Source organism: Sphingorhabdus lutea, from assembly GCF_001889025.1.
GTDB lineage: Bacteria > Pseudomonadota > Alphaproteobacteria > Sphingomonadales > Sphingomonadaceae > Sphingorhabdus_B > Sphingorhabdus_B lutea.
In genome coordinates, this window is sequence record NZ_CP018154.1 from 1,295,210 (window position 1) to 1,309,409 (window position 14,200).

The 14,200-nt window shown below is 46.5% G+C and carries 15 protein-coding genes and 1 tRNA gene; 9 read left to right on the forward strand and 7 right to left on the reverse strand.

The genetic code is table 11. The annotated features are described in order from the left end of the window. Positions 1–9: 9 nt before the first annotated feature. On the reverse strand, positions 10–3,030 hold the full coding sequence (locus LPB140_RS06145; protein WP_072559088.1) for a M16 family metallopeptidase: 3,021 nt from the start codon (positions 3,028–3,030) through the stop codon (positions 10–12). A 67-nt stretch (positions 3,031–3,097) separates the two neighbouring features. Next, positions 3,098–3,877, reverse strand: a complete 780-nt coding sequence (gene purC / locus LPB140_RS06150; RefSeq protein WP_072559089.1) for a phosphoribosylaminoimidazolesuccinocarboxamide synthase — start codon at positions 3,875–3,877, stop codon at positions 3,098–3,100. 117 nt (positions 3,878–3,994) lie between these two features. Between purC and LPB140_RS06155 the strand changes: the two genes are divergently transcribed. Further along, positions 3,995–4,441 (forward strand): hypothetical protein, encoded by a 447-nt coding sequence (locus LPB140_RS06155; protein ID WP_072559090.1) that lies wholly within the window; start codon positions 3,995–3,997, stop codon positions 4,439–4,441. A 131-nt stretch (positions 4,442–4,572) separates the two neighbouring features. Here the strand turns inward: LPB140_RS06155 and rplI are convergent, their stop codons facing one another. From rplI to LPB140_RS06175, 4 genes are all read right to left on the reverse strand, one after another. Beyond that, positions 4,573–5,253, reverse strand: coding sequence for a 50S ribosomal protein L9 (gene rplI, locus LPB140_RS06160; RefSeq protein WP_083550095.1), 681 nt, complete (start codon positions 5,251–5,253; stop codon positions 4,573–4,575). A 12-nt stretch (positions 5,254–5,265) separates the two neighbouring features. Continuing rightward, a complete protein-coding gene (gene rpsR / locus LPB140_RS06165; protein WP_072559091.1) occupies positions 5,266–5,490 on the reverse strand; it encodes a 30S ribosomal protein S18 in 225 nt (74 codons plus the stop codon). 22 nt (positions 5,491–5,512) lie between these two features. Continuing rightward, positions 5,513–5,878: a 30S ribosomal protein S6 gene (gene rpsF / locus LPB140_RS06170; RefSeq protein ID WP_072559092.1), complete on the reverse strand. Its 366-nt coding sequence runs from the start codon at positions 5,876–5,878 to the stop codon at positions 5,513–5,515. Positions 5,879–5,988: 110 nt separating this feature from the next. Then, complete coding sequence (locus LPB140_RS06175) at positions 5,989–7,401, reverse strand: Mur ligase family protein (RefSeq protein WP_072559093.1); 1,413 nt, start codon at positions 7,399–7,401, stop codon at positions 5,989–5,991. Positions 7,402–7,449: 48 nt separating this feature from the next. Here LPB140_RS06175 and LPB140_RS06180 point away from each other — a divergent pair, with 48 nt between their 5' ends. The 6 genes from LPB140_RS06180 to mltG all read left to right on the forward strand — a co-directional run bounded on the left by LPB140_RS06180 (position 7,450) and on the right by mltG (position 12,797). Continuing rightward, the gene (locus LPB140_RS06180) at positions 7,450–8,340 is read left to right on the forward strand and encodes an LD-carboxypeptidase (protein ID WP_232223367.1); all 891 of its coding nucleotides are present in this window, start codon (positions 7,450–7,452) and stop codon (positions 8,338–8,340) included. 38 nt (positions 8,341–8,378) lie between these two features. Then, a complete protein-coding gene (gene fabD / locus LPB140_RS06185; protein WP_072559094.1) occupies positions 8,379–9,314 on the forward strand; it encodes an ACP S-malonyltransferase in 936 nt (311 codons plus the stop codon). A 4-nt stretch (positions 9,315–9,318) separates the two neighbouring features. Continuing rightward, the gene (gene fabG / locus LPB140_RS06190; protein WP_072559095.1) at positions 9,319–10,059 is read left to right on the forward strand and encodes a 3-oxoacyl-ACP reductase FabG; all 741 of its coding nucleotides are present in this window, start codon (positions 9,319–9,321) and stop codon (positions 10,057–10,059) included. A 119-nt stretch (positions 10,060–10,178) separates the two neighbouring features. Further along, positions 10,179–10,412, forward strand: coding sequence for an acyl carrier protein (locus LPB140_RS06195; protein WP_072559096.1), 234 nt, complete (start codon positions 10,179–10,181; stop codon positions 10,410–10,412). A 152-nt stretch (positions 10,413–10,564) separates the two neighbouring features. Beyond that, a complete protein-coding gene (fabF, locus tag LPB140_RS06200; RefSeq protein ID WP_072560543.1) occupies positions 10,565–11,821 on the forward strand; it encodes a beta-ketoacyl-ACP synthase II in 1,257 nt (418 codons plus the stop codon). Between the two features lie 4 nt (positions 11,822–11,825). Beyond that, positions 11,826–12,797, forward strand: a complete 972-nt coding sequence (gene mltG / locus LPB140_RS06205; RefSeq protein WP_072559097.1) for an endolytic transglycosylase MltG — start codon at positions 11,826–11,828, stop codon at positions 12,795–12,797. 69 nt (positions 12,798–12,866) lie between these two features. Here mltG and LPB140_RS06210 read toward each other — a convergent pair whose 3' ends face one another. Beyond that, the gene (locus tag LPB140_RS06210; RefSeq protein WP_072559098.1) at positions 12,867–13,301 is read right to left on the reverse strand and encodes a hypothetical protein; all 435 of its coding nucleotides are present in this window, start codon (positions 13,299–13,301) and stop codon (positions 12,867–12,869) included. A gap of 125 nt (positions 13,302–13,426) precedes the next feature. On the opposite strand from LPB140_RS06210, the gene LPB140_RS06215 reads away from it, so the two are divergent. After that, complete coding sequence (locus LPB140_RS06215; RefSeq protein WP_232223368.1) at positions 13,427–13,960, forward strand: 2'-5' RNA ligase family protein; 534 nt, start codon at positions 13,427–13,429, stop codon at positions 13,958–13,960. Positions 13,961–14,079: 119 nt separating this feature from the next. After that, positions 14,080–14,156: transfer RNA gene (locus LPB140_RS06220), tRNA-Met, on the forward strand. Positions 14,157–14,200 lie beyond the last annotated feature (44 nt).

A 14,200-nucleotide genomic window follows, 5' to 3' on the forward strand; every position in this document is an offset into this window, starting at 1 on the left:
TTTTGATATTTAACCCTCTGTTCCTGTTGCAAGCTGCGCCGTATCATTTTGCGTCTCCGCCGCTTTGGGGCGATAGCTTTCATGCATTACCTTAAACGTAAATGGCTTTTGGCCCGATAATTGTTCTGCCGCCAATATCCTAATATCTTCTATGGTGATGCTGCGGAAAATATCCTCGCTATGGCGGAATTTATCTAAATCAGAGGGCAGGGTCTGCGCCTCATCAATCCATCCAACCCATGTTGAGTTTTTGCTTTTCCAATCGCGGTAATTTTCCAATATCGGCGTGCGTGCCCGATTGAATATATCTTCGCTGACCAAATTATTTGTAACATCGGCGATAATATCGTCCACAACCTTGCCAATTAAGTCTGCATTATCAACATTGCCATTGGTGGTAATGGAAAAACTTCCCCTATTTGGGTAAATTTCCGACATGTCCGCACTTGCCCCTGCGGAATAGCTTGCGCCCAATTCTTCACGCAATTTATCGGTCAGCTTAATATTGATGATTCGGGCCAATAAATCCATGGCGGCAGATTTTTTTTGCTCGCGCCCGTCGGATATTGTCCAAACGCGCTGCCACGCCAATTGGTCTCTTTCACCCAAATGATATAAAATATGTTCGCCGCGATTATCCGACCAATTTGTCTCTCTGGCTTGTGTAAATTGGGGGATGATATCATTTCTTTTGGGCAATGCGCCAAATGTTTCGGCGATAATTTTTATCGCATCTTCTTGGTCAAATGTGCCGATTAAGGTGATTTCCAGCGGTGCAGTCATCAATTGATTGCCGATTAACTTTTTCAACTGCGCGCTATTCATTTCATTATATCGCGCCAATGAGGGCAGGGTAAAACGCGGATCATCACCATTTAATATATTGGCCGATTCAATAGACAAAACCGACCCAGGGGTTGATTTTAATTTTGTGTAAAATTCGGGCAATGCCTTTTGAAATAAACGTACGGCATCTTGGCGATAGGCGGGATCGGTCATCAAAGAAGCAATAAGCTGCATTTGGAATTTTAAATCATTTGGGCTGACCGTTCCATATTCACCAAAATAATCATCGCCAATGTCCAAATCAAAGCTGGCGGACGAACCGGCCAAAATCGATCTCATATCGCTAATATCATGTTTGCCGACGCCGCCCTGTGCAAAGGTTGAGCTGAAAAAAGTGGAATAATCTGCATTGTCCCTGCCAAATGATAATGCGCCGCCCGCCGCGCGCACCGCAAATCGCACGGTGCTGGCCTCAAAATCCGTATTTTTCAGATTCAACATCACGCCATTTTTGAAACGGATGGTGCGTATGTCCAAATCATCAATTTTATCATCAAAAACAACCTTGCCCGCTTTGCCAAATTTGGCATAGGCAAATTGTGCCTTTTCACGCTGTTTCGGTGGACCAAAATCAATTTCACGTGCTTTGTTGACCGCGTTTAAAAGATATTTTTCGTCAATATCGCCTTTATTCTTTGTGGCCATGAACACCAATGGACGGTCCATTTTGCCATAAATATTGTTGAATAATTTATGGATTTTATCCTTATCCAAATGGGATTTTATCTCATTCCATGCCGATAATAAATCAATGGCACTATTCACCACTTCGCTGTCATTTGCATCAACCAATGCATTGGCGAATGTGGCGCTGGATGTGGTGGATTCGCCCGCTGCATTATCTCTGAAATTTTGGTCAATGCGGCTGATGGCATCGTTAAATTCTGTATCCGAAAATCCATAATCAGAAATTTGCTTAATCATGGGTAAAAATTCGTTCAATGCGCGTTCCCATTCGCCATCTTTGCTGGAAATGGAGCTGCTAATCTGGGCATATTCGCGGCATTGGTTCATGTCATAGGATATATTCCCGCCCAGTAGGACCAATTCTTCTTCTTGTTGCCGCCTGCCAATCCTGCTGCTTAAAATTTGGTTGATGATGGATAGGCCGAGTGATGTTTCCAAACGTTCCTTATCATCCACCCTAAATTTATCTTGAAAAAATTGGGCCAATAATATGCTGTTCGTGATTTGGGGATGTTCAAAAATTTGGGCCTCGCTGGGCCGATTTACATCAATATAACAGCCATTTATCGGGCCATATTGTGCCGCACTGCCGGACCAATCACTAAATTGATCGATAATATGGCTTTCAATATGGTCAACATCCACCGCGCCGACCACAATGATACGGGTGCGGTCGGGGCGATACCATTTTTGATATAATGATTTCATCCTGTCGGCGGGGGCGGTTTTTAATATATTTTCTGCGCCAATGGGAAAACGGGTTGCGGAATATGTGCCGGGGGATAAAAATTTGCTCGCCGCCCTATATGCCTGATATTGATAATTTTCCCGCACGCGCATTTCTTCTAAAATAACGCCGCGCTCTGCCTCCACAGCGGAGGGGGCGAAGCTTATCTCGCTGGCGGTTTCGCGCATAAGGAATAATGATTCCTCGATTAACTCTGCGCTATTATTTGGCAGGTCCAATTGATATTGTGTTTGGGTAAATCCCGTCGATGCATTGGTATCTGCGCCAAAGGCAAGGCCAAGTCGTTCCAATATTTTGACCATTTCCCCTTCGGGAACATTGGTTGTTCCATTAAACGCCATATGTTCAATAAAATGGGCAAGGCCTTGTTCGTCTTCGCCCTCTACGGCTGAACCAAAATCAACCGCCATGCGGATTAAAACCTGATTTTCGGGGCGCGAATTTTTCTTTATCGCATATTTGAGCCCATTGGGCAGGCGGCCATAGATAATATCTGGATGGGCAGGCAGGTCGGATTTGTCGCTATTCCATGCCTTTACTCGATAGGGCGAGGGGGAAATTTCAATTTTATCCGCTGCATTTTTGGCAATTTGATTATCATCATCTTGCTTTATTTCGGCTTGTTCCTGCTCAGCAGTCTGATTTTCTACCTGTTCCTGCGCATATGAAATATGCGGCGTAGAAAAGATAATCGCAGCGGCAAGGGCATGGCGGGATAGCGAAATGCTAGATAAAATATTTTTCCTCATGAAGAACAGCTATCACAGCATAGCTGTCTTCAAAAGGGATAAAGCTCAATAATTTAGGCAAATAAAATTATTTACTTTTCTTTGCGCGGTGCGCATCCAAATCCATAATTTCGCTGCTGCCTTCATCAGGTAACAGGCCAAGTCGGCGGGCAACTTCTTGATATGCCTCTACCTCTCCGCCCAAATCGCGGCGGAAACGGTCCTTGTCCAATTTTTCATTGGTTTCAATGTCCCATAGGCGGCATCCATCGGGGCTGATTTCATCAGCCAGGATAATGCGCGCAAAATCGCCATCGAAAAAACGGCCAAATTCTAGCTTGAAATCAACCAAACGAATTCCAATGCCCGCAAACATGCCGGACATGAAATCATTAACCCGAATGGCCATGCTGGAAATATCTTGCATTTCCTCCTGCGTGGCCCAACCAAAGCAGGCAATATGTTCCTCTGCGATTAAGGGATCACCCAGGCTGTCATCTTTATAGCAATATTCCAACAAAGTATGCGGCAGGGGTGTGCCTTCTTCGATACCAAGGCGTTTTGATAAAGTGCCTGCAGCAACATTGCGCACTATAACTTCAATCGGGACTATTTCTACTTGTTTTACCAATTGTTCGCGCATGTTCAAACGGCGGATGAAATGGGTGGGAATACCAATATGCGCCAAACGTGTAAACACATGTTCCGAAATGCGATTATTGATTACGCCTTTGCCATTTATCGTCCCCTTTTTCTGGGCATTAAAGGCGGTGGCATCATCCTTAAAATATTGGATAATCGTGCCTGGCTCTGGACCTTCATAAAGGATTTTGGCTTTACCTTCATATATTTTGCGTCGACGGGTCATTATTTATTTGTCCTTTTTGGCCAAAGCATTGCACTATGCGCATCGCCATAGCGGATGATTGCGCCATGCGCAATTTAAGTTCGCATTATTCTGTGCATTTATGGGAGAGAAAATAATATGTCAAAATATGATAATATTGATGAGGTGATGCGCACATTATATGAATCAATTTCTGGTCCGCCCGGGGGGCAGGATTGGGTACGCGACCGTGAAATTTATCATCCCAGCGCGCTAATCACCCGGACGCGAATCGTTGATGGAAAACCGGTTGCCTTTACATTTGATTATGATGGCTTTGTCGCGGCGACCATCCCCTTGTTAAAAGATAAAAGCTTTTATGAAATTGAAACCAAAAGAAGTGAAAGCCATTTTGGCCAAATTGCGCATATATTTTCCGAATATGTGGCGCGGGAACATCTAGATGATGAGGATATTTTATTTCGCGGGGTTAATATGGTCCATTTATGGAATGATGGAGCCGATTGTTCGGGGCGATGGTGGATTATGTCGATTATCTGGGACAATGAGCGCGAGGGCGTGACATTGCCGCAAAGCTGGCTGTGATATATATTTGGCCATGATATACTTAATCTGTAATAAGATAAACCAGTTTTAAGATTATGTTTTATGTATAAAAAAACCGCCCCAATTCATCAAAGAATGAGGCGGTATTTTTATAATATGATAAATGCTGATTAAGCGTCTTTATCTTCACCAGCTTCGGCAGAAAGACCTTCGCTTGCCGCTGCAGCCGCAGCAGCTTGAGCCGCCGCAAGTGCCGCAACGCGTGCAGCGTCGGCTTCTTCTGCTTCATCGGCTGCTGCTTCACGATCTTCTTGCAATTGGATGGTGGTTGCCGCGATTTCAGCTTGTTCTTCTTCGAACATTTGATCAATCACATTAATGCCATCTTTTTGCATTTCAGCTTCGTCTTCGCTGCGTGCCACGTTTACGCTAATGGTAACGCTTACTTCGGGGTGAAGAACAACACGAACTTCATAAACGCCCAATTCCTTAATAGGACGTTCCAAAATGACCATGCTGCGGTTCACAACTGCATTTTGCGCAGCAAGAGAATCAACAATGTCGCGAACCGATACTGAACCATATAGCTGGCCACTATTTGATGCAGCGCGGATCAGGACGACCTGCTTACCATCAACATTGCCAGATTCTTTTTCAGCTTCGGCGCGGCGCGCTTCGTTATCAGCTTCGATTTTTGCACGATTTGCTTCGAACAATTTCTTGTTCACTGCATTGGCGCGTAACGCCTTTTTATTCGGCAATAAGAAATTGCGCGCATAGCCGTCTTTAACGGTAACAACGTCACCAATAGAGCCGAGCTTTTCAACGCGTTCCAACAAAATAATATCCATGATCGCGTCTCCTTACTTCACAATGTACGGAAGCAGGCCGATATGGCGTGCGCGTTTGATTGCTTTGCTCAACTCGCGCTGCTTCTTTGCCGATACGGCGGTAATACGGGAAGGAACAATCTTGCCACGTTCAGAAATATAACCCTGAAGCAGGCGTGTGTCCTTATAATCAATTACGGGCGCATCCTTGCCATGAAAAGGGCAAGATTTGCGGCGGCGGAAAAATGGACGTGCCATATTTTTTATCTCCTAAACCAGATTAATCGTCATTATTGTCGCGTGGGCGACGACGTTCGGAACGTTCATTTTTACGCATCATGACCGAAGGGCCACTTTCATGCGCATCAACACGGATCGTCATATAACGAACAATATCTTCGTTCATGCGGGTCACGCGTTCCAATTCGGCAACAACATCGGTTGGTGCATCAAATTCCAACATGACATAATGGGCTTTACGATTTTTTTGAATCTTATAAGCCAAAGAGCGAAGACCCCAAGTTTCGGTTTTTACAACCTTGCCTTTATTTTCTTCGATCAATTTGGTGTTGGCTTCCGCCAGCGCGTCTACTTGAGCCTGTGACAGGTCCTGACGCGCCAAAAATACATGCTCGTACAACGGCATGGGCACTTCCTTTCATCTACCGATCGCTGACGCCGCCCCATGCGAACGCCCCTCCGGCTTTCATCTTTCACATAAAAACAGTTGCCTGATTCTATTGCGAAGTCGCGGCGTTAGTCTGCTTTCGCGCTATTTGCAAGCATTTCCAGCATATCGGCTGCAAATAATGACAGGCTGTCATCACGTGCGCCCATAATGGCGATGCGGTCGCCGGTTTCAGCAATAGCAGAAATATATGCGCCACATTCTTCACGCAGCGCGATATGGCGGGCTTGAACTTGTTGATGCGCGTTAATCGCCTCCACCAATTGCGGCGTGCCGACTGATTTATCAACCGTTCCGCCAAAATATACCGGATCGCATATTATAAGCTGATCATCCTTGGTTAAATATTTGGCAAAAACCTCTGCCAATTCATCCTTCATCAAGCGTAATGGGCCAAAACCATGGGGTTGGAAAAATGCGATAACGCGGCCATTAAATGACTTCATGGCCGATAATGTGGCGGCTATTTTATCCGGATTATGCCCAAAATCATCAATAATGGTTATGCCATTTGTTGTACCAACCATTTCAAACCGGCGGCGCAGGCCGGAAAATTGGCCAATTGCCGCAATGGCATCTGATAATTTAATGCCCATCGCCATGCTTGCCGCAATTGCCGCCAGCGCATTGGCGATATTATGTTTGCCCGGCACCTGTAACGCCACTTTAAAAATTTCATCCTTATATAAAAGATCGAAATTGGCGGCCATGGGATGCAGGATAATATTTGTCGCGCAAAAATCCGCATCATTGGTAAATCCAAAGCTGACCGCCCCCCTATGCGGGCGTAGATCCATCAATTTGCGGCTTTCCACATCGTCAATATTCCAAATAAGATGAGGCGCTTTTGCGGCAAAATCACCAAAAAGCTGGTGCAGCTCCTCCATTGATTTATGGTCCAGTGTGATATTGTTCAAAACCGCAATTTGGGGATTGAACAGCGCAATTGAGCCGTCGCTTTCGTCCACTTCGGAAATAAAAGCTTCTCCATCACCGGAAATGGCGCTGGCAAAGCGGTTTTTATCGCTGATGAAATTTTTCATCACCGCGCCATTCATTATTTTGGGGGAAAGGCCGCAATGATGCGCAATCCATCCAATCATGCCGGTAACCGTTGATTTGCCGCTGGTCCCACCAATGGCAACACCCAGATTTGATTTGTTAAACAGGCTAGCCAATAATTCGGCGCGAGTCATTCGCGCAAGGCCCAATTTGCGGGCAGCGACAACATCGGCGACGCTGTCCTCTACAGCAGCAGAGGCGACCAATATTTGCCCCTTATGAGTGATGCCCGAACCATCTTGGGGGAAAATTTCTATGCCCTCATCTTGTAACCAAAGAAATTTATCGGCAATACGTCCCTGATCATAGCTTCGATCCGACCCCTTTACCAAATAACCAGCGCGTTGAACCAAGGTGGCAAGCGGCAACATGCCCGAACCACCAATGCCGCAAAAATAATATTCTGTGTTTTTTGTCATAAATGCTGCCTATTTAGTTTCAAAGCATTTGACAATGGGCTGACAAGCATGATGGATGATTTTATGGAAAATAAAATGGGATTACATATTGGCCTTTGTGCGCCGGCCACGGCAATTGACCATGAATTGGGCGCAAGTTTAGAAGCCATTGTGAAAAGGGATTATCCCTTGCTTCACCTGAATATTCATCCGCAATGCTATGCCAATCATGGCCATTTTGCGGGGGATGATGCGGCGCGTCGCGATGCATTTGTGTCAATGGCCAATGACCCAAATATTGATATTATCTGGTTTGCCAAGGGGGGATATGGTTCATGCCGAATCGCCGAAGAAGCCGCCCCATTATTGACCAATGCCGCGCGGCAGAAAATCTATATCGGCTATAGCGATATAGGAAATATGCTTTCCATGTTGGCAAAAAATAAAATTGGTTTTCCCGTTCACGGGCCGATGCCTATTGATTTAAGCAGAGTAGGCGGCGAGGCGGCGGTGCGCCGCGTGCTGGATTGGCTTTCTGGTTCTGCCTCAATTGATGCGGTTTTGGGACGACAGTTCAACGAACCTTTACTGCCGATAAATTTAATGACCCTATCCATGTTATTGGGCACGAATATTATGCCAGATTTAAGCGGCCATATAGTGATGGTGGAGGATGTGGGCGAATATCATTATGCGATTGACCGTTTATTTTTCCACGTCATTGGCAATTTGAAAAAAATGAAGGCCGCGGGTTTAATGATTGGCCGATTTGGCGCAATCCCCGAAAATGACCGGGCATTTGGCATGGATATAGAACAAATGGCGCGATATTGGTGCGATAAAATGGATCTGCCCTTTTTGGGTCATGCGGATATGGGGCATGATGTCGATAATAAAATTATACCCTTTGCTGTTGCATTGGGGGATATAGAGCGGCTAATCGCAAATAAAATATCATGACATGATAAATTTATAATAATTTTAAGGGGCAAATTTCAATGCGTGCATTTATTTTTCCAGGGCAGGGCAGTCAACATGTTGGCATGGGCAAGGCATTGGCCGAGGCAAGTCCGACGGCAAAGGCGGTTTTTCAAGAAGTTGATGATGTTCTGAACCAGCATTTATTTAAATTAATGTGCGAAGGGCCGGAATCCGATTTGACCTTAACCGAAAATGCGCAGCCCGCAATCATGGCCAACGCCATTGCAACATTGCGCGTGATGGAGGTTGAGGGCGGTATGAATTTGGCAGAAAAAGCCGCCTGTGTCGCGGGGCATAGTCTTGGCGAATATAGCGCATTATGCGCGGCGGGGGTGTTTGACCTTGCCACCACCGCAAAGTTGTTGAAATTGCGCGGACAGGCAATGCAAAAGGCTGTGCCCGTGGGGGAGGGCAGCATGGCGGCTTTGCTGGGCGCGGATATTGAAAAGGCCGAGGCATTGGCAAATGCAGCGGCGCAGGGTGAAATTTGCACCGTGGCCAATGATAATGACCCAGGCCAAGTTGTTATTTCCGGCGCAAAGGGCGCGATTGACCGTGCGATTGAAATGGTAAAGGATCATGGCATTAAACGCGGCATATTATTGCCCGTATCCGCGCCATTTCATTGCCCCATGATGGCACCCGCAGGTGAAGCAATGGCCGAAGCATTGGCCGATGTGGCATTTGGGAAATGCGTGGTTGATTTATATGCCAATGTCACCGCCGCCAAAACATGCAATAACGAAGAAATATCCGATTTATTGGTGCGGCAGGTAACGGGCAGGGTGCGGTGGCGCGAAACCGCCATCAATATGGCGGCCGATGGCGTGACATATAGCGTGGAATTGGGCGGCAAGGTGTTGTCCCCCATGATGAAGCGCAGCGCAGCGGACATGCAAACAGCATCCATTTTGACCATGGATGATATTGAAAATTTCTTAAAGGAGTTATGATCTGATGTTTGATTTAACGGGAAAAACTGCATTGGTAACGGGTGCAAGCGGCGGTATTGGCAGCGCGATTGCCCATGCATTGGCCGCTCAGGGGGCGCAGGTTGTTTTGTCGGGTACACGCCAAATTGTTCTGGCCGAGGTAAAAGCAACAATGAAAGGCGATAATCATGAGGTGGTAGCATGTAATTTATCCGATGCCGAAGATGTTGAAAATTTAATCCCTGCGGTGATTGAAAAGGTCGGTAAATTGGACATTTTGGTCAATAATGCCGGCATTACCCGCGATAATTTGGCGATGCGGATGAAGGATGATGAATGGGCGGATGTCATACGCGTTAATTTGGAATCAAATTTTCGCCTTGCCCGCGCGGCGGCCCGTCCAATGATGAAGGCGCGATTTGGCCGAATTATTTCTATTACCAGCGTGGTCGGCGCAACGGGAAATCCAGGGCAAGCAAATTATGCCGCATCAAAAGCGGGCGTTGTCGGCATGTCCAAGGCATTGGCACAGGAATTGGCAAGCAGGGGCATTACGGTCAATTGTGTTGCACCTGGTTTTATCGCCACGCCCATGACCGATGTGTTGCCTGATGCGCAAAAAGATGCACTAAATGGCCGGATTCCCATGGGCCGGATGGGCGAGGGAAGCGACATTGGCGCGGCAGTGGCCTATTTAGCATCAAATGAGGCGGGTTATATGACGGGCCAAACTTTGCACGTAAATGGCGGCATGGCGATGTTGTAAATTGGAAATTTTGTGATTAACTATTGAATAATTATAACTGCCCCCTTGCCTATACGTAATATTGGCAGTAGTGGGCAAAGGTGAAATTGAAACTCCCAAAAGGAAGAATGGAGCAAAAGATGAGTGATACAGCAGAACGGGTACAAAAAATTGTTGTCGAACATTTGGGCGTCGAAGCCGATAAGGTAAATCCAGAAGCAAGCTTTATCGATGATCTTGGCGCGGATAGCCTTGACATTGTTGAATTGGTTATGGCTTTTGAAGAAGAATTTAACGTAGAAATTCCTGATGAAGCTGCACAAGATATTGCAACCGTTAAGGACGCAATCGACTTTATTGAAAAGCAGGCTTAATCTTTTTGGGCGTGAAACCCATTGATTATAGTTAAAATTATAAATGGCGGTTGTTGACCCTTTATTTTGGGTGGCAGGCGCCATTTTCTTTTTTGTCTTTATGTAAAATTTGTGGCAAAAAATATATCTTATTATTTATTGGAGAATATTCGATGCGCCGTGTTGTTGTAACGGGATTGGGTTTGGTCACGCCATTGGGCGCGGATGTTGAAACAAGCTGGGCAAATATTTTGGCCTCTAAATCAGGGGCGGGAACAATTACCCGTTTTGATGCATCCAACCAAAAATGCACCATTGCATGCGAAGTTAAGCCAGCGGATCATGAATATGGCTTTGACCCCAATAAACGCGTGGATCACAAGGTTCAGCGGCAGGTTGATCCATTTATTGTTTATGGCATTGATGCGGCGGGACAGGCATTGGAAGATGCCGGATTGACCGAAATGACCGAACAGCAGCGTTATCGCGCAGGATGTTCAATCGGGTCGGGCATTGGCGGTTTGCCGGGCATTGAATCTGAATCATTGATATTGGCGGAAAAAGGCCCAGGCCGAGTCAGCCCGCATTTTGTGCATGGACGCCTTATCAACCTTATCTCCGGTCAGGTTAGCATTAAATATGGCCTGATGGGGCCAAATCATGCGGTTGTGACTGCTTGTTCAACGGGCGCACACTCCATTGGTGATGCGGCGCGGATGATTCGCGACGATGATTGTGATATTATGTTGGCGGGCGGTGCTGAAAGCACCATTTGCCCGATTGGCATTGCCGGCTTTGCACAGGCGCGCGCGCTCAACATGACCTATAATGACCGACCAGAGGCAGCCAGCCGCCCTTATGATAAGGACCGTGACGGCTTTGTCATGGGCGAGGGCGCGGGTGTTGTCGTGTTGGAAGAATATGAACATGCAAAGGCACGCGGCGCAAAAATTTATGCCGAAATTGTTGGCTATGGCCTTTCGGGAGATGCGCATCATGTCACCGCGCCGCATCCAGAAGGCCTTGGCGCATATCGCGCCATGGAAATGGCATTGAAAAAATCTGGTCTGACCACGGCGGATATTGATTATGTCAATGCCCATGGCACATCAACCATGGCGGATACCATTGAATTGGCGTCGGTAAAGCGGTTATTTGGCGATGATATTGCCAATATGTCGATGAGCTCGACCAAATCAGCCATTGGCCATTTATTGGGCGGAGCAGGGGCTGTAGAGGCGATTTTCTGTATCCTTGCTATTCGTGACCAAATTGTGCCGCCCACATTAAATTTGGATAATCCTGATGAGGGAACGGACGGCGTTGACCTTGTCCCCCATATTGCCAAAAAACGTCAGGTGCGGGCTGTTTTGAACAATAGCTTTGGTTTTGGCGGCACCAATGCCAGCCTGATTATGAAGGCGATATAATTTAATGCGCAAATTTGGCTGCTTAATTTTTGGTATTTTCGCATTGGCGGCGGTGCTGATTGGTGGAAATTTTGTTTATGGTTGGACGGCGGCAGGGCCATCTGAACGTGACGTCACCGTGGTTATTCCCAAGGGGGCGTCGTTAACAAAGGCGGCCAAGCAGCTTGAGGAGGCCGATTTATTAAAATCCGCCGATGCATTTTTATTTCGCGCCAAAATTTTGGGCGGCGGGACCAGCATAAAGCCGGGTGAATATTTAATCCCCGCAGGGGCCAGCAACCGCGATATTTTGAATATTATTCAAGGTGGCAAGGTTCGGCAAAGATTGGTCACCATAACAGAGGGGATGCCCTCTATCATGGTATATGAGCGTTTAATGGCCATTGAGGAGTTAAGCGGCGATATTGATGTGCCAGCCGAGGGGTCGGTCATGCCCGAAAGCTATAGCTTTCAAAAGGGCGAAAGCCGCGCCAAAGTGCTGGGCCGTATGCAGGATGCCATGACCAAGGCAATTGATGAGCTTTGGGCGAAACGATCCCCCAATACGGTTGTTAAAACGCCGCAAGAGGCCATTATTTTGGCCGCCATTGTGGAAAAAGAAACCCAAATTGCGGCTGAACGCCCCATTGTTGCGGGGGTTTATTCCAATCGCCTGCGCCAAAATATGATGTTACAGGCCGATCCCACCATTATTTACCCAATTACAAAGGGTAAACCGCTGGGCCGGCGGATTTTGAAATCTGAAATCCAATCGGTTAATGATTATAATACTTATGCGATGATTGGCCTGCCCAAAGGGCCGATTGCCAATCCATCGAAAGCATCGATTGAGGCGGTGTTGAACCCTGCAAAAACCAATGCCCTTTATTTTGTTGCCGATGGCAAGGGTGGGCATATTTTTGCTGATACATTGGCCGAACATAATGCCAATGTGGAAAAATGGTATGCCATTCGTAAACAGCGCGGTGAAATGTAATTCGCAAAATACAAGTTACGAGTTATTAGCGGCGGGCCGTGAGTATCACGGCCTACCCCTAATAGAAACTTATTTTAAATATCCCTTATCTGCCGATTGACGCGCGAACCATATGCTGAAAATTGCAAATCCGACCACCAAAATGGGCATGATAATATTTGCGCCGACCATATATTTTTGACCATCGGCCACAAACCAAATCCAATATTGTTGAACCATCACGCCAATGAATGAAATGATATAGGCGGTAAGGGCAAATTTGCGGCGAATTAACAATGAAATCGCACCTGCCATACCCGCCCAAACGGCAATGGCATAGGCGCTTAACGACCATAGGCTTTGTTTTGATGCAAAATGCTGCGTCATTTCATCCATTGATGCAATGGCGTCCTTGCTGGTCATCATATCCATTAAATATGCGGTAATTCCCATAATGTTCCACAATGTCAATATGCTGGCCACCACCCAGAAAATTACCGGCGGCTTCACCTCAAATTTTGTCATAAATATCCCCTCTCCATGGCTATGTTTTTCCCATTATCGCGAATGTTTCCGTAAATTGCGGCGTTGGTCAAGTAAAAGCATGTCATGCATTGCTTGCCAAATGGGGTAATTGCCATCATGACAATATGATGAATGATGAGCTATGCCCCATAATATTAACCGCGCAATTTGATGCAAAAAATCAGGCATGGGCCAATAAGCTGCGCCAGACGCATTTTCCGGCGGAAAGAAACTATTTGGATGCGCATTTAACCCTATTTCACCATTTGCCGCCGCATCATCAGGCAGAGATATTTGCGATGTGCAAAAATTTATGCGCGCAATATGCCCCGTTAAACGCCCAGATTGACCGTTTAATACATTTGGGACGCGGCGTTGCCTATCATGTCGATTGCCCCGCATTGGTGCATCTGCGCCAAGAAATGGCGCATGCATTTCATGGATTGTTAACCCAGCAGGATCAACATAAGCCCCGTTTGCATATAACCATTCAAAATAAGGTTATTCCTGCAGAGGCAAAAAATTTATTGGAAAATTTACAGGCGGATTTCACCCCGCGCGACATGACCATTACCGGCTTTGCCGCCCATGCATATAAGGGCGGGCCGTGGGAATTATTAAAAAAATGGCAATTTCGGGGGCAAATTCGCGCCGGATAAAAATATTTTCACGCCAAAGGGAAAAAATATTCATATTTTTGTCTTTGCTATATTGACCCGCTATGCCCAGCGGACTATAGGCCCGTTTCCAATTGCATTATTTGATGCAAATTTGTGATGGCGAAGTAGCTCAGCTGGTTAGAGCGGTGGAATCATAATCCATAGGTCGGGGGTTCAAGTCCCTCCTTCGCTACCATCCCCCCCAAATATTAAACATGGTTTTTGCAGACTTCAGGCGAT

Excerpts from the sequence above, each read along its gene's own strand:
- LPB140_RS06145 (WP_072559088.1), bottom strand. The coding sequence starts at position 3,030 with ATGAGGAAAAATATTTTATCTAGCATTTCGCTATCCCGCCATGCCCTT.
- purC (WP_072559089.1), bottom strand. The coding sequence starts at position 3,877 with ATGACCCGTCGACGCAAAATATATGAAGGTAAAGCCAAAATCCTTTAT.
- LPB140_RS06155 (WP_072559090.1), top strand. The coding sequence starts at position 3,995 with ATGTCAAAATATGATAATATTGATGAGGTGATGCGCACATTATATGAA.
- rplI (WP_083550095.1), bottom strand. The coding sequence starts at position 5,253 with ATGGATATTATTTTGTTGGAACGCGTTGAAAAGCTCGGCTCTATTGGT.
- rpsR (WP_072559091.1), bottom strand. The coding sequence starts at position 5,490 with ATGGCACGTCCATTTTTCCGCCGCCGCAAATCTTGCCCTTTTCATGGC.
- rpsF (WP_072559092.1), bottom strand. The coding sequence starts at position 5,878 with ATGCCGTTGTACGAGCATGTATTTTTGGCGCGTCAGGACCTGTCACAG.
- LPB140_RS06175 (WP_072559093.1), bottom strand. The coding sequence starts at position 7,401 with ATGACAAAAAACACAGAATATTATTTTTGCGGCATTGGTGGTTCGGGC.
- LPB140_RS06180 (WP_232223367.1), top strand. The coding sequence starts at position 7,450 with ATGATGGATGATTTTATGGAAAATAAAATGGGATTACATATTGGCCTT.
- fabD (WP_072559094.1), top strand. The coding sequence starts at position 8,379 with ATGCGTGCATTTATTTTTCCAGGGCAGGGCAGTCAACATGTTGGCATG.
- fabG (WP_072559095.1), top strand. The coding sequence starts at position 9,319 with ATGTTTGATTTAACGGGAAAAACTGCATTGGTAACGGGTGCAAGCGGC.
- LPB140_RS06195 (WP_072559096.1), top strand. The coding sequence starts at position 10,179 with ATGAGTGATACAGCAGAACGGGTACAAAAAATTGTTGTCGAACATTTG.
- fabF (WP_072560543.1), top strand. The coding sequence starts at position 10,565 with ATGCGCCGTGTTGTTGTAACGGGATTGGGTTTGGTCACGCCATTGGGC.
- mltG (WP_072559097.1), top strand. The coding sequence starts at position 11,826 with ATGCGCAAATTTGGCTGCTTAATTTTTGGTATTTTCGCATTGGCGGCG.
- LPB140_RS06210 (WP_072559098.1), bottom strand. The coding sequence starts at position 13,301 with ATGACAAAATTTGAGGTGAAGCCGCCGGTAATTTTCTGGGTGGTGGCC.
- LPB140_RS06215 (WP_232223368.1), top strand. The coding sequence starts at position 13,427 with ATGATGAATGATGAGCTATGCCCCATAATATTAACCGCGCAATTTGAT.